Below are 26,729 nucleotides of genomic sequence, written 5' to 3'. Positions count from 1 at the left end.
AGCAGCCCGAACGAGGAGTGCCAATGTCCGCACAGGCTCCCGCGACCACCTCGAGTTGGCACACCCGCGCCGCGACCGACGTCGCCGAGGCGTTCGAGGTCGATCCGCAACGAGGACTGAGCGCGGACGAGGTCGAACGACGCCGCGGCGAGTACGGCCCGAACCTGCTCGACGAGGCGAAGAAGGTGCCGACCTGGCGACGCGTGCTGTCGCTGCTGGCCGACAGGATGACCCTCGTTCTGGTCGTCGCGGCGGTGGTCAGCGCCACCGTCTCCCGTGAGTGGGAGACCCCCGTCGTCATCTTCGCGGTGATCGCGCTCAACACCGTGCTGAACTACGTGCAGGAATCCCGGGCCGAGAGCAGCCTCGCTGCGTTGAAGAAGATGTCGGTGTCCACCAGCCGGGTGCTGCGCGACGGTCGCGGGACGGAGGTGCCGCGCGCCGAACTCGTCCCCGGAGACGTGGTGCTCCTCGAGGCCGGCGACACCGTCCCCGCCGACGGCCGACTCGTCACCGCTGTCCGGCTGCAGGTCGCCGAGGCCGCCCTCACCGGCGAATCCCAGCCCGTCGACAAACAGGTCGACGTCGTCGACGATCCCGACGCACCGCTCGGCGACCGCACCGACATGCTGTTCATGAACACCGAGGTCACACGCGGACGTGCCGCGATGATCGTCACCGGAACGGGCATGCGCACCGAGATGGGAGCCATCGCAACCCTTCTCGGAGCGGCAGGTGTCGAACAGACGCCGCTGCAACGACGCATCGGCCAGCTCGCCCAGGCCCTGACGATCATCGCGATCGTGACGGTGGCGCTGGTGTTCGTCCTCGGACTGCTGCGGGGGCAGACCTGGTCGGATCTCCTCGTCACCGCGGTGTCGCTGGCGGTCGCGACGATCCCCGAAGGGCTCACGGCCGTCGTCGCCTTCACCCTCGCGATGGGAGCCTCACGGCTCGCGGCCCGCGGCGCGATCGTCAAACGACTCGCCGCGGTCGAGACACTCGGCAGCACCACCCACATCTGCACCGACAAGACCGGCACCCTCACCCTCAACGAGATGACGGTGCAGCGACTGCTCGTCGCGGGTCGTGCCTTCCGCGTCACCGGCACCGGGTACGGAACCGACGGCAAGATCCTTGTCGGCGACGGCCTGCCCGCACCGGACTTCACGGACGCACTGCTCGGGATGGGACTGTGCAACGACGCGACCGTGCGCAACGGAATACTGGTCGGCGATCCCACCGAGGGTGCCCTCGTGGTGCTCGCCGAGAAGGGCGGCATCGACGTCGAGGGTGCGCGGGCCGCGCTGAACCGCATCGCGGAGGTGCCGTTCGACTCGGACTACAAGTACATGGCCACCTTCCACACCCTGCCGAACGGCGGATACCGCTGTTTCGTGAAAGGTGCACCGGGTGTGCTCCTCGACCGTGCCACCTCGATCGCCGGTCCCGACGGTCCGATTCCACTCGACGACGACGGTCGCGCGAGGATCCACCGGGCCGTGGAGGCGCTCGCGTCGGAAGGTCTGCGAACTCTCATGATCGCCGGGCGCGACCTCGACGCCGTTCCCCGCGGCGACACCGATGCCCTGCAGGAGAAGGTGGCCGACCTGACGATCCACGCGATCGTCGGCATCGTCGACCCGCCGCGGACCGAAGCCGAGGATGCGATCGCCGTCGCCCACGAGGCGGGCATCTCGGTGCACATGATCACCGGCGACCATCTGGTGACGGCCTCCGCGATCGCCGAGGAACTCGGAATCCGCGGGTCGGCTGCCTCCGGTGCGGATCTCGACAAACTCACCGACGACGAACTGCGCCGGAGGGCAAAGGAATTCGGTGTCCTCGCCCGCGTGGCGCCCCAACACAAGATCAGGTTCGTCGAAGCGCTGCAGGCCGACGGGCAGATCGTCGCGATGACGGGCGACGGCGTCAACGACGCTCCCGCGCTCGAACAATCCGACATCGGTGTGGCCATGGGCATCACGGGAACCGACGTCTCCAAGGGCGCCGCGGACATGATCCTCACCGACGACAACTTCGCGACCATCGTCGCCGCCGTGGCCGAGGGACGCGGAATCTACGACAACATCATCAAATTCGTGAAGTTCCAGCTCACCACGGCGTGGGGCTTCGTCCTGATCTTCCTGACGGCCGGTGTGCTCGGCCTCGCGGGTGGCGCGCCCTTCAGCGCACTGCAGATCCTGTGGGTGAACATCATCATGGACGGACCGCCGGCGCTCGCGCTCGGTGTCGACCCGACCGCCCCCGACGCGATGCGGCGACGACCGCGGCCCGCGAACGAGGCGCTGCTCGAACGCTCCCGGGTCCAGCGCATCCTCGGCCTCGGCATCGTGATGACGGTGGGCACGATCGCGGTCCTGCACTTCGGGCCGGAACTGTTCCCCGACAGTGCATCCGACCCGTTGTTCGCCACCACCCTCGCGTTCACGACATTCGTCTTCTACCAGGTGTTCAACCTGTTCAACGTGCGCTCGGATCTCGGATCGGTGTTCTCGGCGCAGACGTTCACCAACCACACCATCTGGATCGCGATCGGCGCCGTCGTCGTCCTTCAGATCTGCGTCGTGCAACTCGGCGCCCTGCAGGGATTCATGGACACCACCTCGCTCACCTCCGAGCAGTGGCTGCTCGCGGTCGCCGTCGGCTCGTCCGTGCTGTGGGTGGACGAGATCGGCAAGTTCGTCGCCAGGAGGATCGAGGCGCGCAGGGCCGAGCGGGCGGATACGACCTTCCTCACCTGACGATCGGGAGATGGCGGAACTCACGTCGCCGCGGGGAGAAGTGTGAGGCCGGACTGCCCCAGAATGGAGGCTGCCCCCGCGTCGCTCCCCCAGCGCGCCCGCGTCCCGGCCCGCACGACCTCCGGCTCCGGGACCCTCGACAGATCGAAGGTTTCCTCACCGATGACCACCACGGCTTCCGGCCGCCCACTCGACGATCCTGCCCACACCGACTCCGGACATCCCGCGCGCACGCTCGTGATGTGGGCGCTCGCCCTCGGTGGGTTCGGGATCGGAACCACCGAGTTCGTCGCCATGGGGTTGCTCCCCGAGATCGCGACGAGCATCGGGGTCTCCGAACCCACCGCGGGCCACGTCGTCTCCGCCTACGCGGCCGGTGTCGTCGTCGGTGCCCCGCTCATCGCGACGATCGCCGCCCGCGTGCCGCGCAAGACACTGCTGGTCGCGCTGATGGTCGCGTTCACCCTCGGGAACGCCGCCACGGTGCTGGCCCCGAACTACGGTCTGCTCGTCGTCTCCCGCTTCGTCGCCGGCCTGCCGCACGGCGCGTACTTCGGGGTCGCCGCACTGGTCGCGGCGCACCTCGCCGGACCCGGTCGCCGCGCGCGGGCGGTGTCGCTGGTGATGATGGGGCTGTCGGTGGCGAACGTCGTCGGGGTGCCCGCTGCCTCGTGGCTCGGCATGGCGCTGGGCTGGCGCGCGGCGTTCGTGCTGGTCGCGGTGATCGGAGTGGCCACCATCGTCGCTCTCGCCGCCTGGGTGCCGACACTGTCGATACCGACGACCAGCGTGCGGGTCGAACTCGGGGCGTTGAAGAGCAGCACCGTCTGGCTCACGCTCGCCGTGGCCGTCATCGGCTTCGGTGGTGTGTTCGCGGTGTACACCTACATCAGCACCACGCTGACCGACGTCGCCGGAGTGTCGAGATCGCTGGTGCCGGTCGCGCTGATGCTCTTCGGCGTGGGCATGGTCGTCGGCAATGCCATCGGTGGTCGCGTCGCCGACCGCGGTGTGATCCCCGGCGTCTACGCGTCGATCACCTCGCTCGCGGTGCTGCTCGCGCTGTTCGTCGCCGCAGCCCACAACCCGTGGACCGCCTTCGTGATGGTCTTCGGCCTGGGTGTCGGATGCGCCGCGGTGGGCCCGGCCCTGCAGGTGCGGTTGATGGACGTCGCCGAGGACGCCCAGACGCTCGCGGCGTCGCTGCACCACGCCGCGTTCAACCTGGCCAACGCGTTCGGTGCGTGGATCGGCGGGGTCGTGATCGCGGCCGGGTTCGGCTACACCGCTCCCGCCGCGGTCGGTGTGCTGCTGGCGCTCGCCGGTGTCGCCGTGTTCGCGATCTCCGTCCGCCGCCGCGAGAAGGCCGCACCTTCCCGACGTGATTGGATACGGAAGTGACCGATTCCAGCATTCCGACCCCGCCCGATCCCTTCTTCACGGTCGGAGCGCGTCTCGACAACGGACTCGGCCGCACGGGCACGATCCACACCCCGCACGGAAACATCCGCACCCCGGCCTTCGTCCCGGTGGGCACGAAGGCGACCGTCAAGGCGGTGCTGCCCGAGACGATGGCCGAGCTCGGCTCGCAGGCGTTGCTCGCCAACGCCTACCACCTCTACCTGCAGCCCGGCTCCGACATCGTCGACGAGGCCGGCGGGCTCGGGAAGTTCATGAACTGGCCCGGTCCGACCTTCACCGACAGCGGCGGCTTCCAGGTCATGTCGCTCGGAGCCGGGTTCAAGAAGGTCATCGCGATGGAGTCCGTCGGTGTCCAGAACGACGACGTCATCGCCAAGGGCAAGGAGCGGCTCGCCCACGTCGACGACGACGGGGTGACCTTCAAATCGCACCTCGACGGGTCGCGGCACCGGTTCACCCCCGAGGTGTCGATGCGTATCCAGCACGAGCTCGGCGCCGACATCATGTTCGCCTTCGATGAGCTCACGACCCTCATGAACACCCGCGGCTACCAGGAACGCTCCCTCGAACGGACCCAGGCGTGGGCGGTGCGGTGCATCGCCGAGCACGAGAAGCTCACCGCCGAACGCGCTCGCCGCCCCTACCAGGCGTTGTTCGGCGTCGTGCAGGGCGCGCAGTACGAGGACCTGCGACGACAGGCATGCCGGGGCCTCGAGTCCATCGTCGGCGAGACCGGCCGCGGATTCGACGGCTACGGCATCGGCGGTGCGCTCGAGAAGCACAATCTCGGCACGATCGTGCGGTGGTGCACCGAGGAGCTGCCCGAGCACAAGCCGCGACACCTGTTGGGCATCAGCGAACCCGACGACATCTTCGTCGCGGTCGAGCAGGGCGTCGACACCTTCGACTGCGTCAATCCGTCGCGGGTCGCGCGCAACGCCGCGATCTACCACCCCGACGGCCGGTTCAACATCAACACCAGCCGTCACCGGCGCGACTTCACGCCGATCGACGAGAACTGCGACTGCTACACCTGCCGGAACTACACGCGCGCGTACATCCACCACCTGTTCAAGGCGAAGGAGATGCTCGCCTCGACGTTGTGCACGATCCACAACGAACGGTTCACGGTGCGCCTCGTCGACGACATCCGGGCGAGCATGGAGAACGGCACGCTTGCCGAGTTCAAGGCCGAGACGCTCGGCCGGTTCTACGCGAGCCGGCGTCGGGCCTGAGTCGTCAGGGCGTGAGTCGTCAGGCGTAGGAGGGTTCGCGCTCCTTGACGTACGCGATCACGCGGTAGGTCACCGGGAGCACGACGATCTCGACCAGCGTCTTCCACAGGAACCCGACGATCACGAAGTTGACGAAGTCGGCCCAGGTCGTGATGCCGATGGCCCCTGCGGCGATCGAGCAGAAGATGAGGGTGTCGGCGAACTCGCCGACGACGGTCGACCCGATCAGCCGCGCCCACAGGTGCTTCTCCCGGGTGCGTTCCTTGATGCGGACGAGCACGTACGAGTTGAGCAACTGCCCGACCGCGTACCCGGCGAGCCCGGCGATCAACATCCGGGGCACCACACCGAGGACGTTCTCGAAGGACTCCTGACCGGCGTAGAAGTCGGCCGGGGGCAGCTGCTGCGTGATCCAGAAGCACAGCGCGGACAGCGCGACCGCCCCGAAGCCGTAGAAGACGGCGCGGCGGGTGGCCGCGAAGCCGTACACCTCGCTGAGCACGTCGCCGAGGATGTAGGCGAGGGGGAACAGGAAGAACCCGCCGTCGGTGATGATCGGCAGGATCTGCAGCGGCCCGACGGTGAGTTCGGAGCCGGTGAAGAACGCGATGCCCTTCGTCGCGGAGATGTTGGAGATCATCAGCACCGCGGTGAACAGCACGACGATCCCCGTGTACGGGCTGCGTCCCACGCGCGCGAAGGCGGCGTGGTCGAAGAGGGCGGGGGAGGTGTTCGATCCGTGCTCGGTCACCCGGACATCCAAGCATCTCCGCGGGGTGATCACGAAGTTGCGGACCGTCTGTACGTGCGCGAAAACCCCATATGCGACGAACGGGTCCCGTCCTGACGAGGACGGGACCCGGAGCGCACGGGAGATCAGGACTTACGTACCCGGGTGCCGCCGGCGAACTTGTCGTGGAAACCCTGCTTGTTGCCGTCCTGCTCGATGGTGACCGCGATACCGATGTATGCGGCGAGCGACAGCAGACCGGCGAGGAAGCCCAGCAGCGGGACGCCGGTGAGGATCTGCAGCGCGACGAAGGCGTTGCGCTTGGCGGCCTGCTCGAGGGTGGGGTTACCACCGGCAGGGCCGGCGACCGACAAGCCGAGGAGCTTCTTGCCGATCGTCGCGCCTCGAGCGGACTCCATGTACGTCCAGTAGCCGAAGGCGACGACACCGCTGACGACCGTCATGAAGAAGTCCACGAAACCGCTTCCACCGCTCGCGAGGATCATGATCGCGCTCAGGATCCCCATGGGGATACCAACGATGAGGCCGTCGATGATGCGGGCGCCGAGACGCGGGAGCAGTTCCCCCGGGGTGCCGGCACCGAAATTCGGATCCGGGCCGGGGAATCCCGGGCCGCCGAACCCACCGTCCTGCGGCGCCCCGTACTGGGGTGCACCGTACTGAGGAGCACCGTACTGAGGAGCGCCGAACTGGGGCGCACCGAATTGGGGCGTTCCGTTCTGCGGGGTTCCGTACTGAGGAGCGCCGTACTGGGGGCCACCGTTCTGGGGCGCGCCGTACTGCGGGAACTGCTGGGTGTAATCGGGCGGGGTGGCGCCGTACGAGGGGGCGCCGGGATGACCGCCCGTCGCCCGAGGATCCTGCTGAGGGGGTGGATAGCCACCAGTGGTCACTTATGTCTCCCTTGTCGCGATCGGCATGGCAACGCGCCACGGTACAGCGTGCCGTGGCGCGTCGGTAGATATGCCTACGGATGCGACGGGAGGGTCCCGCCGGGCTTGTGTCAGGCCGCTACGGGACCACCCGTGGTGACCCGGTAGGCGTACGTGACGGCGATGATCGACACCGGCACGGTGACCAGCAGGCCGATCAGGCACAACAGGGCACCGAGGAGATTGATGCCGAGCAGTGCGAGGGCGAGCAACACCAGCGTTCCCGCATTCGATTTGACGGCATTGAAGCTCGACTTGATCGCGGTGACGGCATCCTGATTGCGATCGATGACGAACTGCATCGTCCACCACGCGAAGAACGCGAACACCAGGCCCGGGAGGATGCACAGCACGAGACCGATCGACGTGCCGATGCCCACGAGCAGACCTGCGAGGATGACCGCACCGATCGGGCCGATCTGGAGGAACGTCCCGAAAGCGGGGCGCTGCCCGTCGGTTTCGGCCAGCGCACCGCGCACGAAGGCGGCCTGGATCAGGTATCCGACGATCGCCGAGACGATGCTGCCGATGGCGCTCAGGAAGGTGAAGTCCGTCGCCTCACCGGTGAAGTCGAACCCGTTGAAGATGCCGCTGATCAGGCCCTGGATGACGAACGCAGCAAGCATGAAGACGATCCACACGCCGGCGTTACCGCTGAACTTCGACCAGCCGTAGGAGATCGCGTCGCCGACACTCAGCTGATTCGGAGGCGGACCACCGAAGCTCCCGGCGCCGTACGCACCCGGAGGGGGCGGGTAGTCACCACCCGACGGGGGAGGCGGATAGTTCCCCGGCGGCGGGTAGGACCCACCCGGCGGCGGGTAGTTGCCACCCGAGGGCGGGGGGTAGTTGCCGGGCGGCGGATAGTTCCCACCCGGCGGGGGAGTGCCACCCCCCGAGGGCGGGGGATAGTTTCCGGGTGGCGGATAACCACCCGGGTTCTTCGGATCCTGATTCGGGTCGTAACCACCGGTGGTCATGGCTGCCTCTCGTCTCCGGGATCGGACACTTCCGAGAGAGTACGGACATCACCTCGGGTCCGCATCCGCTATGTCCGCATCGTGTCCTATCGGATGCCTTCCTCCGACGGGGTGAACACCCACGGATCGCGGGGGAGTCTCACGGGATTCCAGCGGTCCAGCAACAATTCCGGCGACACGGGCTCGCCGGGGTCGGCGAGTCGCAGCGACACGGCGATCGTGCCCAGCACGTCGGCGGCCGTGTGACCGAGCGCGAGCTGATCGGCCAGTGTCACCGCGCCGTCCCGTTTGGCCAGTCGCTTACCCTCCTTGTCGAGCGCGAGCGGCACGTGCGCGTAGACGGGTTCCGACAGTCCGAGAAGGTGTGCGAGACAGGCCTGCCGGGGCGCGGAAGTGAGCAGGTCGTCTCCGCGTACCACCTGATCGATGCCCTGGTCGGCGTCGTCCACCACCACTGCGAGGTTGTACGCGGGGGTTCCGTCGTTGCGGCGCAACACGAGATCGTCGACGATGCCCGTGAAATCTCCGTGCAGCAGGTCGTGGACGGTGAACCACTCCTCGGTCGCCCGCAACCGGATCGCGGGGGCGCGGCCGGAGGCCCGGCGCTCGGCCCGCTGCTCGTCGGTGAGGTCGCGGCAGGTGCCCGGATAGGCGCCCGCAGGGGCGTGGGGTGCGGAGGTGGCCTCGAGGATCTCGCGTCGGGTGCAGTAGCACTCGTAGGTCAGACCGGCCTGCTCGAGCCGCGCGATCGCCTCGTCGTACAGGCGCCGGCGGCGGGACTGGTGGACCACCCGGCCGTCCCAGTCGAGACCGATCGCCGCGAGATCCGCGAGCTGGCGTTGCTCCGCGCCGGGACGCACCCGGTCGAGATCCTCGACGCGGACCAGGAACCGACGGTTGGTCGACCGCGCGAACAACCACGCCAGGACGGCGGTGCGCAGATTGCCCAAGTGCAGGTCGCCGGAGGGACTCGGTGCGAAGCGACCCGCTCCTGCTTCGTCCTCGTCCGAAAGTGACACCCGTGCACTCTATCGAGCGACCCCCAGGAGTACCGCTCGCTGGGCGTGCACGACCTCCCGGATCGCCGCGACCGCGGCCGCGACCTCCGGCTGCCGCAGCGTCTCCGAGCGTGCGACGAGCCAGTAGGCCAGACGCGCCTCGACCTCGCCGGGCAGGACCCGGACGAGATCGGGGTGCCGATCAGCCATGAAGCACGGCAGCAGACCGAGTCCTCCGGCGGCGCGGGTCGCTTCGACGTGCACGAACACGTTCGTCGAGCTGATCGAATCCTGCATGTCGGGGGCGATGCGCCGCGCGACGTCGAGATCGTCGACCTGCAGCATCGAATCGATGAAGTACACGAGGGTGTGCTCACGCAGGTCGCGGACCGACGACGGGGAACCGTGCGTGGCGAGATAATCGCGCGAGGCATACAGGCCCAGGTTGTAGTCGGCGAGACGGTGCGCTTCGGCCCGATGCACCTGCGGGCGTCCCACGACCACCTCGATGTCCATGCCGGACCGCTGCTGTGAGGCGCGACGGGTGGTCGCGACGATCTCGACGGAGATACCCGGATGGCGTTGCCGCACGAGCGCGCCGGCCGGGGCGGCGATGTAGGCGCTGAAGCCGTCGGTGGCGGAGATACGCACGACGCCCTCGAGGCGGCGCTCACCCCGGGGGTTCCGCAGACTTCCGACCGCGGCCTCGATGCGTTCGGCGGCCTCGAGCGCCTCGCGACCGCGGTCGGTCAGTTCCCATCCCGCCGCCGACCGCGTGAGCACGCGACCGCCGAGGCTGCGCTCGAGCGCAGCGATCCGCCGGGAGATCGTGGTGTGGTTGACGCCCAGGTCGTCGGCGGCGCTGGTGAACCTGCCACTGCGCCCGACGGCGAGCAGGACGAGGAGGTCATCGGCCGAGGGCACGCTCATGTGTGCAGTTTTGCAGATCGCATCTGCGAATCGCGTCATTGTGGATGCAAATGTGCGTACCGATACTCGGCATATGTGTTTGGAAGTGTTCCCCGTCACACAGCGTCCCGGGAGGGTGCAGGCATGAGCGTCGAACAGGCACGAACGGATGGACCGGAGAGTTCACCGTCGGCATTGCGCAGGGTCGTCGGTGCGTCCATGGCGGGCACCGTCGTCGAGTGGTACGAGTTCTTCCTCTACGGCACCGCCGCGACCCTCGTCTTCGCCAAAGTCTTCTTCCCCGACGGCGGCAACGAACTCGACGCGATCATCGCGGCGTTCGTCACCTACGCCGTGGGCTTCGTCGCCCGGCCGCTCGGTGGGATCGTCTTCGGCCACTTCGGTGACCGGTTCGGACGCAAGCAGCTGCTGCAGACCAGCATCATCATGGTCGGCGTCGCGACCTTCCTGATGGGCTGCCTGCCGACCTTCGGTACCATCGGGTACTGGGCGCCGGCACTGCTCGTGACGCTCCGGTTCATCCAGGGCTTCGCGGTCGGCGGCGAGTGGGGCGGCGCGGTACTGCTGGTCGCCGAACACAGCCCCAATCGCTCGCGCGGATTCTGGTCGTCGTGGCCGCAGGCCGGTGTGCCGATGGGCAATCTCCTCGCGACGATCGTCCTGCTCGTCCTCACCACCACGTTGCCCGAATCGGCATTCCTGTCGTGGGGCTGGCGAGTCGCGTTCTGGCTCTCGGCCGTCATCGTGCTGATCGGCTACTACATCCGCACCAAGGTCACCGACGCCCCGATCTTCCTCGAGGCGCAGCAGGAGGCCGACAAGCTGAAGGAGACGTCTTTCAACGTCTTCGAGGTGCTCGAGCGCTACCCGCGCGGCGTGTTCACGGCCATGGGCCTGCGGTTCGCCGAGAACGTCATGTACTACCTCGTCGTCACCTTCTCGATCACCTATCTGAAGATCGTCGTCGGTGCCGACACCAGCCACATCCTGTGGTGGATGCTCGCCGCGCACGCCGTGCACTTCGTGATCATCCCGATGGTCGGACGACTGTCGGACACGCTGGGACGCCGTCCCGTCTACATGATCGGTGCCGTCACCGCCGGTGCCTGGGGCTTCCTCGCCTTCCCGATGATGGACACCGGCAACAGTGCGTGGATCATCTCGGCGATCGTCATCGGACTCGTCTTCCACTCGTTCATGTATGCGGGGCAGCCGGCGATCATGGCGGAGATGTTCCCGACCCGCATGCGCTACTCGGGCGTCTCCCTCGGCTACCAGGTCACCTCGATCGTCGCAGGGTCGCTCGCCCCGATCATCGCCGCGAGTCTGCTCAGCCGCTTCGAGTCGTCGGTCCCGATCTCCTTCTATCTGCTCGGCTCGTCGCTGATCACGATCGTCGCGGTGATCGTGGCCCGGGAGACGAAGGGCATCTCGCTGCGCGACATCGACGCCGCGGACGCGGAAACGGTCGCCCAGAAGAAGGCCGCCGAGAACGCCAGGATCTCGGCATGAGGGCCCGCACCGCACTCGTGACCGGTGGTGTCGGCGGGATCGGGGCGGCCTGCGCCCGCGCCCTCGCCCGGCAGGGAGTCCGCGTGACCGTCGCCGACGTCGACGAGGTCGCCGCGAAGACGCTCGCCCACGAGATCGGGGGAGAGGCGTGGGGTGTCGACCTGCTCGACACCGACGGCCTCGACGGTCTCCGCCTCGACGTCGACATCCTCGTCAACAACGCCGGCATCCAGGTGGTGCGGCCGGTGGAGGACTTCGCCCTCGCCGACTTCCGCCGCATCCAGACGCTCATGGTCGAGGCGCCCTTCCTGCTCGTGAAGGCCGCGCTGCCCAGCATGTACGAGCGGGGCTTCGGCCGGATCGTGAACATCTCGTCGGTCCATGGGCTGCGGGCGTCGGCGTTCAAGGCCGGGTACGTCACCGCCAAGCACGGCCTCGAGGGGTTCTCCAAGGTCGTCGCGCTCGAAGGCGGTCCCCGTGGCGTGACGAGCAACTGCGTCAATCCGGGTTACGTCCGCACCCCGCTGGTGGAGAAGCAGATCTCGGAACAGGCCCGCGCGCACGACATCCCGGAGGATCGCGTGCTCTCGGATGTGTTGCTCACCGATCAGGCGGTGACCCGGCTGGTCGAGCCGGAGGAGGTGGCCTCGCTGGTGTCGTGGCTGGCCTCCGACGAAGCCGGGATGGTCACCGGCGCGTCGTACACGATGGACGGCGGCTGGTCGGCCCACTGACAGGACGGTCCGACTGCAATCACCGACCCGCGTCCCGGATTCCGGGGCGCGGGTCAGTGCGCGTCGGCGCCGTCGAGGACGAGCTGGACCTGGGCGTGCAGAGCGTGGGTCAGATACTCGCGCGGGTAGAGCTCGGGGCTCGCCGCCGCGTCGAGTGCGAGCCCGTTCGCGGCCGAGAGCAGCAGAGCGGCCCGGGTCTCCGGGTCGGGTGTACCGGCGCGGATCAATACGCGCGCTATGCCCGTGCGGATCGTGAACAGGGTGGCGGTGCGGATGGCGCTCAGCGTGGGGGAGGTGACCGCCCGCACGGCGAACGCCGACATCACGTGCACCTCGCTGCCACGTTCCTCGTCGAGGGGGAGCAGCTGGCTGAGCGCGGAGAACAGGGTGCGCGCCGGATCGATGTCGGGATCGACGTTCGTCAGCCGGTTCAGCACCCGGTCCGAGAGCGTGCGGAACGAGTACGCGAGCATCTCGTCCTTGGTTGGGAAATGGTGCTGCACCGCCCCGATCGAGACCCCTGCCTCGTTGGCCACCTCCCGCACACTCGCCGCGTCGAGACCGTTGCGTGCGGCCACGTCGAGCAGGGCCGCAGCAAGCCTGGTGGGGCTGGTGGTGACGTAGGGGCGCGTGCGCATGAGGAGCACCGTAGCCGAGCTCTCCACCATACGAACGTACGGGGAGGTGGGAATCACACCCCGTCGGTGAGCTCGCGATCTGACAGGAAACGGACCGACACCGTCAGCGCGGCTGCGAACGCCGCTGCGATCCACAGGGCGTGCAGCCCCAGCACCCGGTGGGCGAGCGCGCCGAGAACGGCGCCCGTCACCAGGCCGCCCCACAGGCCCAGATAGGGCAGCCAGCTCCAGCGCGGACCACCGAAGAACGCCGCCGCGATCCGCTGCCCGATCTTGACCAGCGCACCCGTCATGTAGGTCAGGGCGACGGTCGTCTCCCCGTGCCGCCGGAACACCGAGTTCTCCGTTCCCATGGCCAAGGTCATCGCGATCACGGCGACCGGCGTCCAGTCCACGAAGACGGCCGCGGCGGCGATCGTCAGCAACACGGTCACCGTCGCGAGGACGGCGGTCTTGCGGGTCCGCCGGTCTCGGTCGGTCAGTTCCGCTACCACGCTGCCGAGAATCACTCCGAGCACGAACAGCGCGAGCACACCGCCGATGAGGGTGACCGTCTGCCACGCACCGTCGGCCGTCCCGACCGCGAAGCGCGTGGAGTTGCCGCTCATGAACGACACGAAGACGCCGCCCAGGGTGATGAAACCGAGGGCATCGATGAACCCTGCGAGAGAGGACAACGCGATCGCGAGTCCCTGCAACTGCCTGCCGTAACCGACCACCAGACGATAGTAGGAACCGTTCCCGCCGGATGCCGACGACGTCGGCTCGCGGATACTTACGCGGTGTAACGACCGGGCGTTGTGGGCGCGATGGACAAGGGGAGCCGTCCGGCGCCGTCGTTCTCAGGAGTTCCCTCGATGTCCTTGCCCCGCTTGTCGTCCCGGCTGTCCCTGCTCGTCGTCGCGACGGTCGCGGGTCTGACCCTCACCGGTTGTGATTCGACCACCGAGGACACTTCCGTCGCTCCGGCGGCGACTTCCGAACAGTCCCCGGTGCCGAGCTCCGAAACCCCCACGACGACACCGTCCCCCACCACCACGCGCTCCACCTCGACGACCGCACCGAACCCGGCAGCGTCGGCGGATTCGTCGGAGGCCCTGGCCCGGCTGGCGACCCTGCCGATCAAGGGGCGCGCGCCCAAGACCGGGTACAGCCGCGACCTGTTCGGCCAGGCGTGGAGCGACGACGTGTCGGTGGAGTTCGGGGGCAACGGCTGCGACACCCGCAACGACATCCTGCGACGCGACCTCGTCGATATCGTCTACCGGCCCGGTACCCGCGACTGCGTCGTCGCGTCGGGAACCCTGAACGACTTGTACACCGGTACGACGATCGCGTTCACCCGCGGGCAGGACACCTCGACCGCGGTGCAGATCGACCACGTCGTCGCGTTGTCGGACGCGTGGCAGAAGGGCGCGCAGCAACTCGACGCGGGCACCCGGGCCGATTTCGCCAACGACCCGCGCAACCTCCAGGCCGTGGACGGGCCGACCAACCAGCAGAAGAGCGACGGCGACGCCGCCACCTGGCTGCCGCCGAACCGCGCGTACCGCTGCACGTATGTCGCGCGGCAGATCGAGGTCAAGGCGATCTACGGCCTGTGGGTGACGCAGGCCGAGCACGACGCGATGGCGCGGGTCCTCACCGAATGCGGAGGTGGGGCTCCCGCAGCTGCACCCGCGCCCACCACGACGACGCGCCAGGCGCCCGCACCTGCGCCGGCACCCTCGCCGGCTCCTGCACCTGCACCTGCGCCCGCCCCCGCCGAGCCGGCCCCTGCTCCGGCGGAGGTGTATTACAAGAACTGCGCGGCGGCCCGGGCCGCGGGAGCCGCACCGCTGTATGTGGGAGAGCCCGGCTACCGGCCGAAGATGGACGGTGACGGGGACGGCGTCGCCTGCGAGTAGCACACACCGCCGTGATCTCTCGGTCAGCTGAAGCGGTGGGTGAGATTGCGGCGCATGCGGTGCAGCTCGCGGAGCTGGGCGCCCAGCCGCTCGACCTCGGCGTCGAACCGGCGCGCCCGGTCCACGGCCCCCACCCGGTGTTCGGCGAGGGCCTTCTGTTCGGTCTTCTCGATGGCTGCGGACACCTCGTCGATCTCCCGGTCCAGCATCTCCACCCAGACCGAAGCCTGCTCGTGGTCGGCGTCGCCGCCGAGCGGGAAATTGTCGTCCGCGGTCACGAGACGCATCGTGCCCGAGATCGGCCCGGTACGCGAACAGGGGGACCGGAAAAGCAGAAACCCCGTGGGACGCTGTGCGCCCCACGGGGTTCCGTGGCGGAGGATAGGGGATTTGAACCCCTGAGGGCGTTAACCCAACCCGCGTTCCAGGCGAGCGCCATAGGCCACTAGGCGAATCCTCCGTGGGGAAGCATACCGAATGGAGACCCCAACTTGCCAAACGGGCACGTCGCACCCTGATTCCAGGGGTGCTGCGGGGGCGGGTTCGCCGCCGAGGCGCTCGTTCCTCTACACTTGCCGATGGATCCCGCGCGGCGCGCATCCTGTGAACTCCCCCAGGGCCGGAAGGCAGCAAGGGTCAACGGGCTCTGCCGGGTGCGCGGGGTCCTCTTAATTTCCGCCGATGCCCGTGTCACCGTGCACGGTGAAAGGTCCCTCCGCATGCCTACGCAGACCCAGTACGGGTTGATGAGCCATGAGGAACTCGTTGCAGAGCACGAGCGCCAGTCCGCCAACTACGAACGGTTGAAGTCGGAGAAGCTGACGCTGGACCTGACCCGCGGCAAGCCCTCGTCCGAGCAGCTCGACCTCTCCGCGGAGTTGCTGTCGCTGCCGGGTGCCGACGACTTCCGCGACGGCAGCGGCACCGACACCCGCAACTACGGCGGCCTCACCGGCCTGCCCGAGCTGCGCGCGATCTTCGCCGAGCTGCTGAACATCCCGGTCGAGAACCTCGTCGCAGGAAATAACGCGAGCCTCGAGATCATGCACGATCTCGTCGTCTGGTCGTTGCTGCACGGCACCGTCGACTCGCCGCGCCCGTGGTCGCAGGAGTCGGTCGTCAAGTTCCTGTGCCCGGCGCCCGGCTACGACCGGCACTTCGCGATCACCGAGTCGCTCGGCATCGAGATGATCCCCGTGCCGCTGCGCGAGGACGGCCCCGACGTGCGGTTCATCGCCGATCTCGTCGCGAACGACCCGCAGATCAAGGGCATGTGGGCTGTGCCGACCTACTCGAACCCCACCGGCGCGGTGTACTCCGAGGAGGTCGCCCGCGAGTTGGTGTCGATGCCGACGGCCGCTCCCGACTTCCGCATCTTCTGGGACAATGCCTACGCGGTGCACCCGCTCACCGAGCACCTCGCGCCCGCGATCGACATCCTCGGTCTGGCCGCGCAGGCCGGTCACCCGAACCGCGTGTTCGCGCTGGCGTCCACCTCGAAGATCACCTTCGCCGGTTCGGGCGTGAGCTTCTTCGGCAGCTCCACCGAGAACCTCACCTGGTACCAGAAGCATCTGGGCATCAAGACCATCGGTCCCGACAAGGTCAACCAGCTGCGTCACCTGCGCTTCTTCCGCGACGCCGACGGTGTGCGTGCCCACATGGCCACGCACCGCGAGATCCTCGCGCCGAAGTTCGCGCTCGTGCGCCGCATCCTCGAGGAGCGTCTCGGCACGTCGAAGGTCGCGTCGTGGACCGAGCCCGAGGGCGGCTACTTCATCAGCCTCGATGTCGTCGAGGGCACGGCGGCCCGCGTCATCGCCCTGGCGAAGGAGGCGGGTATCGCGCTGACGGGTGCCGGTTCGGCGTTCCCGTACAAGAAGGACCCCGAGGACAAGAACATCCGCCTCGCACCGAGCTTCCCTTCGCTCGGTGAGCTCGAGAAGGCCATGGACGGTGTCGCGACCTGCGTGCTGCTGGCCGCAGCGGAGAAGGCGCTCGCCGACAAGTAGTGCGTGGGTAGGTACGCAACGCGAGGACGAGGCTCGCAACATCGGCAGTCACTGCCGGCGTTGCGAGCCTCGATTCTTTGTTGCGTACCTCCGTCGACAAGAATCTGCACTCCGGGTGTGAGTTTGTTCCCAGCCTGTGGATAAAGTTGTGCACAACACGTGGACGGGCGGTGGACAACTCGGATCGGCCCTGGTCGGGGCATTCTCGGTGCCCGCCGTCACCACGACTTGCTTTCCCCTACCGACCTGACATACTCGCTGGTCAGGGTCGCCGCATGCCGTGCGGCGGGTTCGGAAGTGGTGAGTGTGATGGAGAACCGCGCTCTCGTGAATTCCGGAGTCGGCGTATCGGCCGTCGGATCTGTCACGGGGTGTCTCGGTGTACTGAAGGTGTTCCTACTGGCGCTCGACATCGAGGCGGCGCCCGAGACGCCCCCGCGGGTCCCACCCGTCGAGAAGGTGGAGCCCTTCCTGCCGGCACGCATCGCCGAGCAGCCCGAGACGGACCACGGTGTGCGTCCGCCGTGCCTGCTCGCGTTCCGGCACGTCGTCGACCCGACACGACCGGAGATCTCGTTCGGTGCGTCGACGGGGTCGCTGCGTGAGGCGCCGGACACGACCCGACCGTATGTGGGACACCCCGCGACGTGCGTGTCGCTGTGGGACGTCCCCGGCCACGGTCTCGTCCTGGCGCTGGAATCGCTGTCGGACCACGGGTCGCCGCTCGTCGACTGGCGCAGCGACCCGCTGCAGGACCGCGACGGCGCCGGTCTGCGCCCGGTGCTCGGCGAGTTCCTCGCGCCCTTCGAACTGACCGCCGACGCCTGCCTGAACGACGTGTTTCCCGGACTGAACAGGCGGTTGTGTGCGCCGACGACCTATCAGCCCCTGCACGAACTCGTCGTCCACCGCCACCGGGGAGTCGGCGATCGCGAGGTCGCCGAGGGCATGGTCGTGGAAGTGGTCTCGAGCGGCGGCGAACGCGTCCGCTCGCTCGTCGACGGCCCGCGCATCGGACCGGAGGCCCGCGCGGCGGCACGGTCCTGGGGTGTGTTGTGGAAGTGGGACCGGGTTCCGCTGGTGGACCGGCCCGTGCAGCCGGGAGCCACCATCGCCGTGCGGGAGGACTCCGGTGCGGTGCTGTTCGACCTCGAGGCCACCGCCCTCGGCAGCGACTATGTCGGGCACGGCACCCGCGAGATGATCTACGGGCTCATCCCGTGGGTGGCGGTGCGGGCCCGGGCCTCCGCCGACTACTGGACGACCATGGAGCATCTGCGCCACCCCGACGGGCTCGGCGGCGATCGGCTGGCCGCGGTCCTCGACGACATCGCGATCATGCAGGCGCGCCGGATGGAACGGGCCCTGCTGCGCAAGGAATCGATCCACGACGACCGTTTCCACTCGTGGACGCAACCCACCCAGCTGCGAGCACTCATGGCCGGCCGGGTCGCCGACGAGTTGGCCGAACTCGACGCGGAACTGTCCGAGGCCGTGGACATCGTCGAGCACGCCCTGCTGCGCAGTGCCGAGTTGCGCGGTGCGAGGCATACCCGCTTGGCCAAGGGCTGGTCCGCGGCGGCGTCGGTCATCGCCGTCGTGGCGTTGTTCGCCGCCCTGGCCGCCGTTCCGGACACCTCGCAACCGACGCTGTTCCCGCACTGGCTGCATGCTCTGACCACGTCGATCGCGCTCACCCTGGGCATCGTGATCGCGGTGGTCGTGTGGCGCCGCCCCTGACGCGCAGGGCATGATCGTCTGCATGTCCTCGACGCTGAACCTGGTCGGAGATCCCGACGCCGACGCACTGCTGGCCGAGAACCCGCTGGCGCTTCTCATCGGCATGCTGCTCGACCAGCAGGTGGCGATGGAGGTCGCGTTCGCGGGACCGAAGAAGCTCGCCGACCGTCTCGGCGGTCTCGACGTGTACCGCATCGCGTCGGCCGACCCCGACGAGTTCGTCGCGGTGTGCGCGCAGCAACCGGCCGTCCACCGGTTCCCCAAGTCGATGGGACAGCGGATCCAGGCGCTGTGCGCGGCGATCGTCGAGGACTACGACGGCGACGCCTCCGCGCTGTGGACGTCCGGCGACCCGGACGGCAAGGAAGTGCTGCGGCGGCTGAAGAAGCTGCCGGGCTACGGCGACCAGAAGGCACGTATCTTCCTGGCGCTGCTCGGCAAGCAGATGGGTGTGCGGCCCGAGGGATGGCGCGAGGCCGCCGGCGACTATGGGCACGAGGATGCGCGCCGGTCGATCGCCGACGTCGTCGACGAGCAGTCGCTGCGCGAGGTGCGCGAGTTCAAGAAGTCGATGAAGGTAGCGAAGAAGTCATGAGACGCGTCGCAGCGGTGTGCGGCGCCGCCGTCGCCTTCGCCGGGGGAACCGTGGGCGTGGCCTCGGCCGGCGGGGGAGACGACCGGGTCGTCCTCCGGCCCGGCGACGGGATCGTGTTCTCCGCGGAGCCGACACCGGGTTGGTGTTCCGTGGCGGCGGTCGGGCACGACGACGCGGGTCGGCTCGTCGCGATCACGGCGGGGCACTGCTATCAGACGGGATCGTCGCCCGTCTGGAAGGTCGAGGAGCAGCACCGCGGGCCGATCGGAACCGAAACGGACGTCGCGAGTACGGGTTCGGTCGATCAGCTGGGATTTCCCACCGACGAGATCGCCGACTACGCGGTGGTCCTGCTCGACGAGACCCGCGTGCGGGGATCGAACACGTCGGTGCCCAACGACCGGGGAGAGCGAGTCGTGCTCGAATCGGTCGCGGCGTTCGGCGAAGGCGAGCTGCCGGCCGGAACACATTGCGCGGCAGGGCGGAGCACGTCGGTGGCCTGCGCGACCGGCGATGTGCGGGTGGACGGGAACCTGATGTCCTCGCCGCTGCTCATGCGACCGGGCGATTCCGGCGGGCCGCTCGTGCGTACCGAGACGGGCGAATGGATGGGACTGTCGGTGGGTTACCGGTTCCCGCAGACCGCGGTCTCCGACGACCGGCAGGTTCCCGACACGAGGTTCGCCGCCTACCAGCGGGCCGACCGGATCCTCGCCGAGATCGACGCGCGCGACGGGATCGGCTCGGGGTTCCGTCTCGTCGACACCCCCTGACCGATCCCGCCCGCGTTACCGTCAGAGCTTCTCGAAACGTGGAATCAGATGTTCGGCAACGTTTTTCGCCTCGTCGATGAGCGGCCATCCGGCGAGGATGAGGGAGGTCGGTCCGGTCGCGTCGCGCAGGGTGCGCACGTGGCCGGTGATCTCGTCCGGGTCGCCGACGTAGTAGACGGCCGACGATCCCGTGGCGAAGATGTCCAGCGGTGACCACGCGGTGATGCCCGCGTAGAGGCCGTCGCCGAGATACAGGTCCTCGGGTTCGGGCAGCTTGCCGGCGTTGATGGTGTCGACCCAGCCCTGCCGCTGCGCGTCGCGCGCGGTGAAGGTCTTCAGATCCTGCTTGCCGTGCGTGCGGCGGCGCACCGCTCGGTCGAGCACGTCCTGGATCTGCTCGATGCCGGCCTTCTCGAACAGCGACCGGAACCGTTCGAGTGCCTCGTCCCGATTCGGACGCACGATGACGCCGGACAGAGCGCCGAAATCGGTGTACTCGCGACCCTCCGTTGCAGCGGATTCGCGTGCAGCGGTGAGCTTCTCCGTGACGAACGAGGTCTCGCGCAGCATGATCAGGTAGGCGTCGAGCACCTTGCCGGCGTTCTGCAGACCGGCGGGGGAGTCGCCCGTTCCCCACAGCGGGACCGAGTGGTCCGTAGGAGCATCGATGCGCAGCGGGGTGTTCGGGAAGTTCGACGCGGTGCCCTCGGCATAGATGCGCCGGAACTCCGCCCAGTACTTCTCACCGAGCTCGTACCGACGGTCGTGCTCGACGTTCATGTCGTACTTGGTGAGGATGTTCTCCCGGCCGTTGACCGAGTTGATCATCAGGCGACCGCCGCTGAACGCGTCGAAGGTCAGGGCCTTCTCGGCGAGCAGTCGCGCGGGCGTCATGTTCGCGTAGATCGCGACGAGGAACTTCATCCGGCTGGTGTGCGCCGCAGCCCAGGTCGCCGAGATGAAGGGGTCGTTCGGCCAGGTCGCGACGAGCGCACCTTCGAAGCCGCCGTCGTCGATGGTCTTCGCGAGTTCGATCTGCCGCTGCCCGTCCACCGGGTACAACCCGCCGGGGCTCCAGGGGTAGTCGCCGTCGGCCTGGGTGAGATACCAGAAGGTCTTGATGGGCATTACTTCGTGTCCTTCGAGGGGAGTTCGAACGGTTCGACGCGGGCGCGGGCGCGCAGCGTGCCGGCGTCCACGGCGAACAGGGCGTCGAGGTAGGCGACGGCGAAGGAGCCGGGGCCGGTGGAGTTCTCCTCGGCGATCTCGGACGCCACGGCGACGTGCGTGTGGGCGGCCGCGAGGCCGACGAGAGGGGTCTCCGCGACCGCGAGATAGGCCGCGACGAGTCCACCGAGGGAGCATCCGGTGGAGGTCACGCGCGGCAACATGGCGCTGCCACCGGCGATGCGCAATCCGACGATCCCGCCGTCGCGGTCGCGGCCGACGAGGTAGTCGACGGGACCGGAGGCCGACACGGCGTCCGCGCGGTCGAGCAGCGCGAGCGCGGCAGGTACGGCAGCAGCGGCCTCGTCGGCGCTGTCGACGCCGCGCGTGTCACCGCCCAGACCGGCCAGCGCGATGATCTCGGAGGCGTTGCCGCGGATCGCGGTGGGACGGAACTTCAGCAGGTCGGCGGCGAGAGAGGTGCGCCACGCCAGTCCGCCCACGCCCACGGGATCGAGGACCCACGGGGTGCCGGCGTCGTGCGCGGCCTCGGCCGCGCGGGTGAAGGCCACCGAGGTCTCGTCGAAGGGCGTGCCGAGGTTGACGAGCACTCCACCGGCGATGCGCGCGAAATCGCCTGCCTCGTGGGCGTTGTCGATGTGCGCGTTACTGGCGCCTGCGGCGAGCAGCACGTTGGTGAGGAAGTTGGCCGAGACGATGTTGGTCAGCGAGTGCACCAGCGGCGTCTGCGCGCGCAGGGCGTCGAGGGTGACGGCGAGATCATCGACGGTGGGGGTGGTGGTCACGGGAGATCCTGTCGGGAGGAGGGGAGGGGACGAAGCGGGTCAGGATCGCGGACATCGCATCATGCGTCGCCCTTCCCTTCTCCGAGTGTCCGCACGGGGAGTGCGGGGTCGGCGGTCCACTCCTCGAGGGATCCGTCGTAGACGGCGATGTCGTCGTGGCCCGTCCGGACCAGCGCGAGCGCCACCAGGCAGGCCGAGACGCCGCCACCGCAGTAGAGGATCAGGGGCCGGGAGGTATCGGCGAGGGCCTGCTCGGCCAGTTCGGCGATCCGATCGGTGCTCCGCAGGACGCCGTCGGCGAGCAGGCTCTTGGCCGGCAGGTTCCGGCTCCCGCCGATGTGCCCGCGGCGCGCGTAACGAGTGGTGGCGGTGCCTGCGAACTGCTCGGCGTCGAGCGCACAGACGAGGGTGCCCGGTGCGTCACCGGACACCACGGCGAGCACGTCGTCGCGATCGCGCCACAGGCCGTGGTCGGGCAGCCCGGTCCGGGATGTGGTGGCAGTGCGCTCGGCGGCGTCGCCGGTTTCCACGGGCAGGTCGAGCGCGGTCCAGCGGGCGAAGCCGCCGTCGAGGACGCGGGCGGAGACACCGATGTTGCGCAGCATCCACCACAGCCGGGACGCCCAGGTCATGCCGCCGTCGTCGTAGATCACGAGGTCGGTGTCGGGGGTCACGCCGAGTTCGGTCAGGGCGGCCGCGAGGTCGTCCGGGGCGGGGCGGGAGAAGTGCAGGTCGGTGCCGGGGGCGCTGAATCCGCCGAGCAGGTCGGCGTGCACGGAGCCCGGGATGTGCGCGGCGCGCCAGGTCGCGTAGCCGGATTCCGGACGGTAGTCGCCGTCGAAACGGGGCTTCGGAAAGGTGACCGTGGCGTGCAGGACCGTGTGGGCGCCGGGGTCGCTCGCGAGCTCTTCGGCGCTGATCAGCACCTGTTCGTCCCGGAAAGCCGCCTCGGTCACGCGTTGGGTCCTCTCGTCGTGTTCGAGGAGCGACGCTAAACGACGAATAACGTATACGCAAGTATTCGTAAGTCCACGGTGGCATAATCGGCGCACGTAAACGGCATGCCTACGGAGGGTGTAGATGACCGAGCAGGACGCGACGGCCGAGCTGGAGAGCTCTCTTCTCGTCGAATCGCCCACCGGGCGCGACGACCAGACCTCCAAGCAGTACCTGCGCCTGCGCTCGGACATCCTCGCGGGGAAGTTCCCACGCGGCGCCGCTCTGCACGAGACCCAGCTCAGCGAGACCTACGGGGCGTCCCGCACCCCCATCCGCGAGGCGCTCAACTGGCTCGCGCACGACGGTCTGCTCGAACGGGCCAGTCGCGGCTTCCGGGTGCGTTCGGGCACCCCCGAGGACGTCATCGAGATCTATGCGGCGCGCGTCGCGCTCGAATCCGAGGCGGCCGGCGCCGCGGCGATCCGGCACACCGATCTCGACATGGCCCGGCTCGAGCGACTGCACGATTCGTGCTGCTCAGCCACCAACGACGGCGCGGTGCGCATCGGGAACTTCCGGTTCCACGAGGCGCTGTGGCAGGCCGCGCACAACACGACGATCACGACATTGCTCGTGCGTCTGACCACCCAGCTGCGGATCTACGACTCCGGGCCGCCGTCCAACTACGGCGAGCCCGATCTGCTCAACCGGGAGCACGCGCAGATCCTCGACGCCTTGCGGGCGCGGAACGAGTCCGCGGCCCGCGAACACATGCGTGCTCATCTCGAGCGCAGCCGCGAGCAGCGCATCCGCCTCTTCGCCCGCGGCTGAGCCTTCACTCCTGATCGGACGTGTCGATGTCGCCGGCGAGGATCCGGTACAGCGACTTCTTGGCTCCGGTGAGGACCGCGTGTGCCGCGGCGACCTCGGCGTCGGAACCGCTCATCGCGACCGACCGCGTCGCGACCTGCAGTTCGCGCAGTGCGAGTCGCAGGTCGGGGGCGTCGGAATCGGGATCGTGAGCGGCGAAGGGGTCGAGGAGCTCGTTTTCCGGATCGTCGATGTACGTGCGGCCCGCATCCGTCAGTGAGACGAGCTTGCGTCCGCCCTCCTTCTCGACGGTGACGAGTCCTTCGTCCTCGAGCTGGGAGATCGTCGGGTAGATCGCGCCGGGGCTGGGGCGCCAGGCGCCGCCTGTCCGTTCGGCGATCGCTTCCATGAGCTGGTAGCCGTGCATCGGTTCGGTGCCGAGCAGGCGCAGCACGGCCGCGCGGACGTCGCCTCGCTGTGCTCGGCCGCGTCGTCCTCCTCGCGGGCCGCCGTGTCCCCGTCCGCCGCCACCGCGGTGCGGGCGGAAGCCGGGTTCGTCGTGCGGGTGGTGTCCGCGACGGCGGGGGCCGTCGGCGCGGAACGGGCCGCCGGGAAGATTTCGATCGTGCATGGCGCGGCGACGGCCGCGGGGATGTTCGTGGGTTCGCATCTGTGCGTCTCCTTCTATGTCGATACGGTCACGATAGATCTCGATATATCGTGACCGCAACAGTGGTCTCGGCCACAGGTGTCAACGGACCGACCTCCGTGCATGTCGGGAGCCGCCGGTACGCTCGGCGCGTGGCTCTGTACCGGAAGTATCGACCTGCGACCTTCGCGGAGGTGGTGGGGCAGGAGCACGTCACCGTGCCCCTCAGCACGGCGCTCGACACGGGCCGCATCAACCACGCCTACCTGTTCTCGGGTCCTCGTGGATGCGGCAAGACGTCCTCGGCGCGCATCCTCGCCCGCTCGCTCAACTGCGAGACCGGCCCCACGTCCACTCCGTGCGGAACGTGCCGGTCGTGCGTGTCGCTCGGCCCGGGCGGTGGAGGCAACCTCGACGTCACCGAACTCGACGCCGCGAGCCACGGCGGTGTCGACGACACCCGCGAACTCCGCGACCGTGCGTTCTACGCTCCAGCCGAATCGCGCTACCGCATCTTCATCATCGACGAGGCGCACATGGTCACCACGCAGGGCTTCAACGCCCTGCTCAAGATCGTGGAGGAGCCGCCGGAGCACCTCATCTTCGTCTTCGCGACCACCGAGCCCGAGAAGGTGCTGCCCACCATCCGGTCGCGCACGCATCACTATCCCTTCCGGCTCCTCGCTCCCACGGCGATGCGGGGTCTGCTCGAGCAGATCTGTGGCCAGGAGAACGTGCCGGTCGAGGACGCGGTCTATCCGCTGGTCATCCGTGCCGGCGGTGGATCCCCCCGCGACTCGCTGTCGGTGATGGACCAGCTCCTCGCCGGTGCCGGCCCCGAGGGCGTCACCTACGAGCGCGCCCTGTCGCTGCTCGGCGTCACCGACGTCGCTCTCATCGACGAGGCCGTCGATTCGCTCGCGGCCGGCGACGGCGCGGCGCTGTTCGGCACCGTCGAGAAGGTCATGGACGCCGGGCACGACCCGCGTCGCTTCGCCGTCGACCTTCTCGAACGGCTCCGCGATCTCATCCTCATGAAGTCCGTCCCCGACGCCGCCGAGCGCGGACTCGTCGACGCACCCGGCGACGTCCTCGAGCGGATGCGCGACGAAGCGACCCGCCTGGGCCCGGCCACCCTCACCCGCTACGCCGAGATCGTGCACGCCGGGCTCGGCGAGATGCGCGGTGCGACGTCGCCGCGTCTGCTGCTCGAGGTGATGTGCGCGCGCATGCTGCTCCCCGCGGCGTCCGACGCGGAAACCGCTGTCCTGCAACGCCTCGAACGACTCGAGCAGGGCATCGTCGCAGCCCCGGCGGGAGGTGTCGCGCCGAAGCCGGTGGCAGCACCCGCCGCGCCTGCCGCACCGCCCATCTCGCCCGACGAACCCGCGGCACGTTTCCAGCGTCCCTCCCAGCGCCGGGCAGCGGAGGCGGCGCCTGCCGCACCGTCCAACGAGACTGCTCAGCCCCGCGAGACGGCTCAGCCCCGCGAGGCCGCTCAGCCGCAGCCGGAAGCTGCCCAGCAACCCCCTGCCCAGCAGGCACCGGTGCAGCCCGAACCGGCCCAGCCGGCACCTGCCCCGACACCGCCTCCCGCCGCCGCGCAACCTCCCGTCGTCCCGGAGGCTCCACAGCCGCAGAGTGTGCCCGACGAGGTTGCCGCGCAGGAGGTTCCGCCGCCCGCCCCCGAGGAGCCGGTTGCTCCCGAACCCGAGCCCGAACCCGCCCGCGCGGCAGGCGGTCCCGACGCAGCCCAGATGCGGGGCGTGTGGTCGGAGGTGCGCGCGAAGGTCCGCGAACGCAGCCGCACCGTCGAGGTGATGCTCTCGGGCGCCACGGTCCGATCGGTCGACGGCACCCGCGTCGTTCTCGTGCACGACTCCGCTCCGCTCGCGAAGCGACTCGCCGACGCGCGCAACGCCACGGTCATCGCCGATGCGCTGAAGGCGGTCTTCGGTGGAGAGTTCGAGGTCACCTGCGTCCACGGATCCGCTGCTGCGGAGGCGCCTGCCAGAACCCCGGCACCCGAAAAGAATTCGCGTCCGGCGGGTCAACCGCGTTTCTCCCGACCGAGCCAGGCGAAGAATGCCGCGCCGCCCGCACCCGCCGAAGCCCCCGCCGCGCCGCAGCAACCGGCGGCCGCACCGTCGGCTGCCCCGACGTTCACGCGTCCGTCCGTGGAGAGCGTCGACGACATCCCGCCGCCCGAAGCCCCCGATCTTCCCGACGACCCGGGCCCCGGCTACGACGCGCCGCCGCCCGACCCGTCGCAGATGACGGAGGCGGACGTCGAGGAGATGTTCGCCGAGGCCGCCACGCCCGGCGACCCGTCGACGCGCCGCGATCCTGAAGAAGTCGCGATCGAGCTGCTCAAGGACGTGCTGGGAGCGAAACCGCTCGACGAGAAGTAGTCGTACCGGGCCTGGAGTGGCCG

At 68.9% G+C, this 26,729-nt stretch carries 24 protein-coding genes, 1 tRNA gene and 1 other RNA gene; 13 read left to right on the top strand and 13 right to left on the bottom strand.

What is annotated here, in order from left to right; translation table 11 throughout:
• The first annotated feature begins 23 nt into the window (after window positions 1-23).
• The 3 genes from K3M35_RS20755 (at window position 24) to tgt (ending at window position 5,422) form a co-directional block, all read left to right on the top strand.
• Window positions 24-2,765, top strand: a complete 2,742-nt coding sequence (locus tag K3M35_RS20755) for a calcium-translocating P-type ATPase, PMCA-type (RefSeq protein ID WP_064061111.1) — start codon at window positions 24-26, stop codon at window positions 2,763-2,765.
• A gap of 162 nt (window positions 2,766-2,927) precedes the next feature.
• Window positions 2,928-4,166 carry an MFS transporter gene (locus K3M35_RS20750; RefSeq protein ID WP_019290300.1) on the top strand — a complete coding sequence of 413 codons (1,239 nt, stop codon included), beginning with the start codon at window positions 2,928-2,930 and terminating at the stop codon, window positions 4,164-4,166.
• Window positions 4,163-5,422, top strand: a complete 1,260-nt coding sequence (tgt, locus tag K3M35_RS20745) for a tRNA guanosine(34) transglycosylase Tgt (RefSeq protein ID WP_220666927.1) — start codon at window positions 4,163-4,165, stop codon at window positions 5,420-5,422. The genes K3M35_RS20750 and tgt overlap by 4 nt, the downstream gene beginning before the upstream one ends.
• 19 nt (window positions 5,423-5,441) lie before the next feature.
• On the opposite strand, the gene K3M35_RS20740 is transcribed toward tgt, so the two are convergent.
• The 5 genes from K3M35_RS20740 to K3M35_RS20720 form a co-directional block, all read right to left on the bottom strand.
• Window positions 5,442-6,173 (bottom strand): queuosine precursor transporter, encoded by a 732-nt coding sequence (locus K3M35_RS20740; protein ID WP_064061104.1) that lies wholly within the window; start codon window positions 6,171-6,173, stop codon window positions 5,442-5,444.
• Window positions 6,174-6,298: 125 nt separating this feature from the next.
• Window positions 6,299-7,066, bottom strand: a complete 768-nt coding sequence (locus K3M35_RS26730) for an RDD family protein (RefSeq protein ID WP_220666926.1) — start codon at window positions 7,064-7,066, stop codon at window positions 6,299-6,301.
• Between the two features lie 110 nt (window positions 7,067-7,176).
• On the bottom strand, window positions 7,177-8,085 hold the full coding sequence (locus K3M35_RS20730) for a hypothetical protein (protein WP_220666925.1): 909 nt from the start codon (window positions 8,083-8,085) through the stop codon (window positions 7,177-7,179).
• Between the two features lie 86 nt (window positions 8,086-8,171).
• Complete coding sequence (gene gluQRS, locus K3M35_RS20725; protein WP_217579253.1) at window positions 8,172-9,104, bottom strand: tRNA glutamyl-Q(34) synthetase GluQRS; 933 nt, start codon at window positions 9,102-9,104, stop codon at window positions 8,172-8,174.
• A gap of 9 nt (window positions 9,105-9,113) precedes the next feature.
• Window positions 9,114-10,013: a LysR family transcriptional regulator gene (locus tag K3M35_RS20720; RefSeq protein WP_006552513.1), complete on the bottom strand. Its 900-nt coding sequence runs from the start codon at window positions 10,011-10,013 to the stop codon at window positions 9,114-9,116.
• A 123-nt stretch (window positions 10,014-10,136) separates the two neighbouring features.
• Here K3M35_RS20720 and K3M35_RS20715 point away from each other — a divergent pair, with 123 nt between their 5' ends.
• Together K3M35_RS20715 and K3M35_RS20710 are read left to right on the top strand one after the other, a co-directional pair.
• Complete coding sequence (locus tag K3M35_RS20715; protein WP_220666924.1) at window positions 10,137-11,525, top strand: MFS transporter; 1,389 nt, start codon at window positions 10,137-10,139, stop codon at window positions 11,523-11,525.
• Window positions 11,522-12,259 (top strand): 3-hydroxybutyrate dehydrogenase, encoded by a 738-nt coding sequence (locus K3M35_RS20710; protein ID WP_217579251.1) that lies wholly within the window; start codon window positions 11,522-11,524, stop codon window positions 12,257-12,259. The genes K3M35_RS20715 and K3M35_RS20710 overlap by 4 nt, the downstream gene beginning before the upstream one ends.
• 53 nt (window positions 12,260-12,312) lie before the next feature.
• Here K3M35_RS20710 and K3M35_RS20705 read toward each other — a convergent pair whose 3' ends face one another.
• Window positions 12,313-12,897 (bottom strand): TetR/AcrR family transcriptional regulator, encoded by a 585-nt coding sequence (locus K3M35_RS20705; RefSeq protein ID WP_016691005.1) that lies wholly within the window; start codon window positions 12,895-12,897, stop codon window positions 12,313-12,315.
• A 53-nt stretch (window positions 12,898-12,950) separates the two neighbouring features.
• A complete protein-coding gene (locus tag K3M35_RS20700; protein WP_064061177.1) occupies window positions 12,951-13,616 on the bottom strand; it encodes a YoaK family protein in 666 nt (221 codons plus the stop codon).
• 138 nt (window positions 13,617-13,754) lie between these two features.
• Here K3M35_RS20700 and K3M35_RS20695 point away from each other — a divergent pair, with 138 nt between their 5' ends.
• Window positions 13,755-14,804: a DUF1524 domain-containing protein gene (locus tag K3M35_RS20695; RefSeq protein ID WP_041803950.1), complete on the top strand. Its 1,050-nt coding sequence runs from the start codon at window positions 13,755-13,757 to the stop codon at window positions 14,802-14,804.
• Window positions 14,805-14,827: 23 nt separating this feature from the next.
• Here the strand turns inward: K3M35_RS20695 and K3M35_RS20690 are convergent, their stop codons facing one another.
• Both K3M35_RS20690 and K3M35_RS20685 read right to left on the bottom strand, forming a co-directional pair.
• Entirely contained in the window at window positions 14,828-15,091 is a 264-nt protein-coding gene (locus K3M35_RS20690; RefSeq protein WP_006552507.1) for a hypothetical protein, read from the bottom strand.
• An 85-nt stretch (window positions 15,092-15,176) separates the two neighbouring features.
• Window positions 15,177-15,264: transfer RNA gene (locus K3M35_RS20685), tRNA-Ser, on the bottom strand.
• Between the two features lie 117 nt (window positions 15,265-15,381).
• Here K3M35_RS20685 and ffs point away from each other — a divergent pair.
• From ffs to K3M35_RS20660, 5 genes are all read left to right on the top strand, one after another.
• Window positions 15,382-15,476: signal recognition particle sRNA small type (gene ffs, locus K3M35_RS20680), an RNA gene on the top strand.
• A 47-nt stretch (window positions 15,477-15,523) separates the two neighbouring features.
• The gene (locus K3M35_RS20675; protein ID WP_220666923.1) at window positions 15,524-16,816 is read left to right on the top strand and encodes an aminotransferase class I/II-fold pyridoxal phosphate-dependent enzyme; all 1,293 of its coding nucleotides are present in this window, start codon (window positions 15,524-15,526) and stop codon (window positions 16,814-16,816) included.
• A gap of 309 nt (window positions 16,817-17,125) precedes the next feature.
• Complete coding sequence (locus K3M35_RS20670; protein ID WP_064061173.1) at window positions 17,126-18,556, top strand: hypothetical protein; 1,431 nt, start codon at window positions 17,126-17,128, stop codon at window positions 18,554-18,556.
• Window positions 18,557-18,578: 22 nt separating this feature from the next.
• A complete protein-coding gene (locus K3M35_RS20665; protein ID WP_006552504.1) occupies window positions 18,579-19,151 on the top strand; it encodes an HhH-GPD-type base excision DNA repair protein in 573 nt (190 codons plus the stop codon).
• Window positions 19,148-19,924, top strand: a complete 777-nt coding sequence (locus K3M35_RS20660; RefSeq protein ID WP_006552503.1) for a trypsin-like peptidase domain-containing protein — start codon at window positions 19,148-19,150, stop codon at window positions 19,922-19,924. Before K3M35_RS20665 ends, K3M35_RS20660 begins: the two co-directional genes overlap by 4 nt.
• Window positions 19,925-19,945: 21 nt before the next feature.
• Here the strand turns inward: K3M35_RS20660 and K3M35_RS20655 are convergent, their stop codons facing one another.
• The 3 genes from K3M35_RS20655 to K3M35_RS20645 are packed head-to-tail and all read right to left on the bottom strand — an operon-like array spanning window position 19,946 to window position 22,853.
• On the bottom strand, window positions 19,946-21,052 hold the full coding sequence (locus K3M35_RS20655) for an LLM class flavin-dependent oxidoreductase (RefSeq protein ID WP_217579249.1): 1,107 nt from the start codon (window positions 21,050-21,052) through the stop codon (window positions 19,946-19,948).
• The gene (thiM, locus tag K3M35_RS20650) at window positions 21,052-21,897 is read right to left on the bottom strand and encodes a hydroxyethylthiazole kinase (RefSeq protein ID WP_006552501.1); all 846 of its coding nucleotides are present in this window, start codon (window positions 21,895-21,897) and stop codon (window positions 21,052-21,054) included. The genes K3M35_RS20655 and thiM overlap by 1 nt, the downstream gene beginning before the upstream one ends.
• Window positions 21,898-21,956: 59 nt before the next feature.
• Window positions 21,957-22,853: a sulfurtransferase gene (locus K3M35_RS20645; protein ID WP_033097937.1), complete on the bottom strand. Its 897-nt coding sequence runs from the start codon at window positions 22,851-22,853 to the stop codon at window positions 21,957-21,959.
• 124 nt (window positions 22,854-22,977) lie between these two features.
• On the opposite strand from K3M35_RS20645, the gene K3M35_RS20640 reads away from it, so the two are divergent.
• Window positions 22,978-23,667: a GntR family transcriptional regulator gene (locus tag K3M35_RS20640; RefSeq protein WP_094979564.1), complete on the top strand. Its 690-nt coding sequence runs from the start codon at window positions 22,978-22,980 to the stop codon at window positions 23,665-23,667.
• A gap of 4 nt (window positions 23,668-23,671) precedes the next feature.
• Here the strand turns inward: K3M35_RS20640 and K3M35_RS20635 are convergent, their stop codons facing one another.
• Window positions 23,672-24,316, bottom strand: coding sequence for a PadR family transcriptional regulator (locus K3M35_RS20635; protein ID WP_006552498.1), 645 nt, complete (start codon window positions 24,314-24,316; stop codon window positions 23,672-23,674).
• Between the two features lie 131 nt (window positions 24,317-24,447).
• On the opposite strand from K3M35_RS20635, the gene K3M35_RS20630 reads away from it, so the two are divergent.
• Window positions 24,448-26,706, top strand: coding sequence for a DNA polymerase III subunit gamma and tau (locus tag K3M35_RS20630; protein WP_094980944.1), 2,259 nt, complete (start codon window positions 24,448-24,450; stop codon window positions 26,704-26,706).
• Window positions 26,707-26,729 lie beyond the last annotated feature (23 nt).

The organism is Rhodococcus sp. DMU2021 (genome assembly GCF_019641445.1).
Taxonomy (GTDB): domain Bacteria; phylum Actinomycetota; class Actinomycetes; order Mycobacteriales; family Mycobacteriaceae; genus Rhodococcus; species Rhodococcus pyridinivorans.
The sequence above is the reverse complement of the archived record's forward strand: the minus strand, read 5'-3'. Positions and strand labels throughout refer to the sequence as shown.

What these genes read in the sequence shown, in the direction of transcription:
- K3M35_RS20755 (WP_064061111.1), top strand. Translation starts at nt 24, where the DNA reads ATGTCCGCACAGGCTCCCGCGACCACCTCGAGTTGGCACACCCGCGCC.
- K3M35_RS20750 (WP_019290300.1), top strand. Translation starts at nt 2,928, where the DNA reads ATGACCACCACGGCTTCCGGCCGCCCACTCGACGATCCTGCCCACACC.
- K3M35_RS20730 (WP_220666925.1), bottom strand. Translation starts at nt 8,085, where the DNA reads ATGACCACCGGTGGTTACGACCCGAATCAGGATCCGAAGAACCCGGGT.
- K3M35_RS20720 (WP_006552513.1), bottom strand. Translation starts at nt 10,013, where the DNA reads ATGAGCGTGCCCTCGGCCGATGACCTCCTCGTCCTGCTCGCCGTCGGG.
- K3M35_RS20715 (WP_220666924.1), top strand. Translation starts at nt 10,137, where the DNA reads ATGAGCGTCGAACAGGCACGAACGGATGGACCGGAGAGTTCACCGTCG.
- K3M35_RS20710 (WP_217579251.1), top strand. Translation starts at nt 11,522, where the DNA reads ATGAGGGCCCGCACCGCACTCGTGACCGGTGGTGTCGGCGGGATCGGG.
- K3M35_RS20705 (WP_016691005.1), bottom strand. Translation starts at nt 12,897, where the DNA reads ATGCGCACGCGCCCCTACGTCACCACCAGCCCCACCAGGCTTGCTGCG.
- K3M35_RS20695 (WP_041803950.1), top strand. Translation starts at nt 13,755, where the DNA reads ATGTCCTTGCCCCGCTTGTCGTCCCGGCTGTCCCTGCTCGTCGTCGCG.
- K3M35_RS20690 (WP_006552507.1), bottom strand. Translation starts at nt 15,091, where the DNA reads ATGCGTCTCGTGACCGCGGACGACAATTTCCCGCTCGGCGGCGACGCC.
- K3M35_RS20675 (WP_220666923.1), top strand. Translation starts at nt 15,524, where the DNA reads ATGCCTACGCAGACCCAGTACGGGTTGATGAGCCATGAGGAACTCGTT.
- K3M35_RS20670 (WP_064061173.1), top strand. Translation starts at nt 17,126, where the DNA reads ATGGAGAACCGCGCTCTCGTGAATTCCGGAGTCGGCGTATCGGCCGTC.
- K3M35_RS20665 (WP_006552504.1), top strand. Translation starts at nt 18,579, where the DNA reads ATGTCCTCGACGCTGAACCTGGTCGGAGATCCCGACGCCGACGCACTG.
- K3M35_RS20660 (WP_006552503.1), top strand. Translation starts at nt 19,148, where the DNA reads ATGAGACGCGTCGCAGCGGTGTGCGGCGCCGCCGTCGCCTTCGCCGGG.
- K3M35_RS20655 (WP_217579249.1), bottom strand. Translation starts at nt 21,052, where the DNA reads ATGCCCATCAAGACCTTCTGGTATCTCACCCAGGCCGACGGCGACTAC.
- K3M35_RS20640 (WP_094979564.1), top strand. Translation starts at nt 22,978, where the DNA reads ATGACCGAGCAGGACGCGACGGCCGAGCTGGAGAGCTCTCTTCTCGTC.
- K3M35_RS20635 (WP_006552498.1), bottom strand. Translation starts at nt 24,316, where the DNA reads ATGCGAACCCACGAACATCCCCGCGGCCGTCGCCGCGCCATGCACGAT.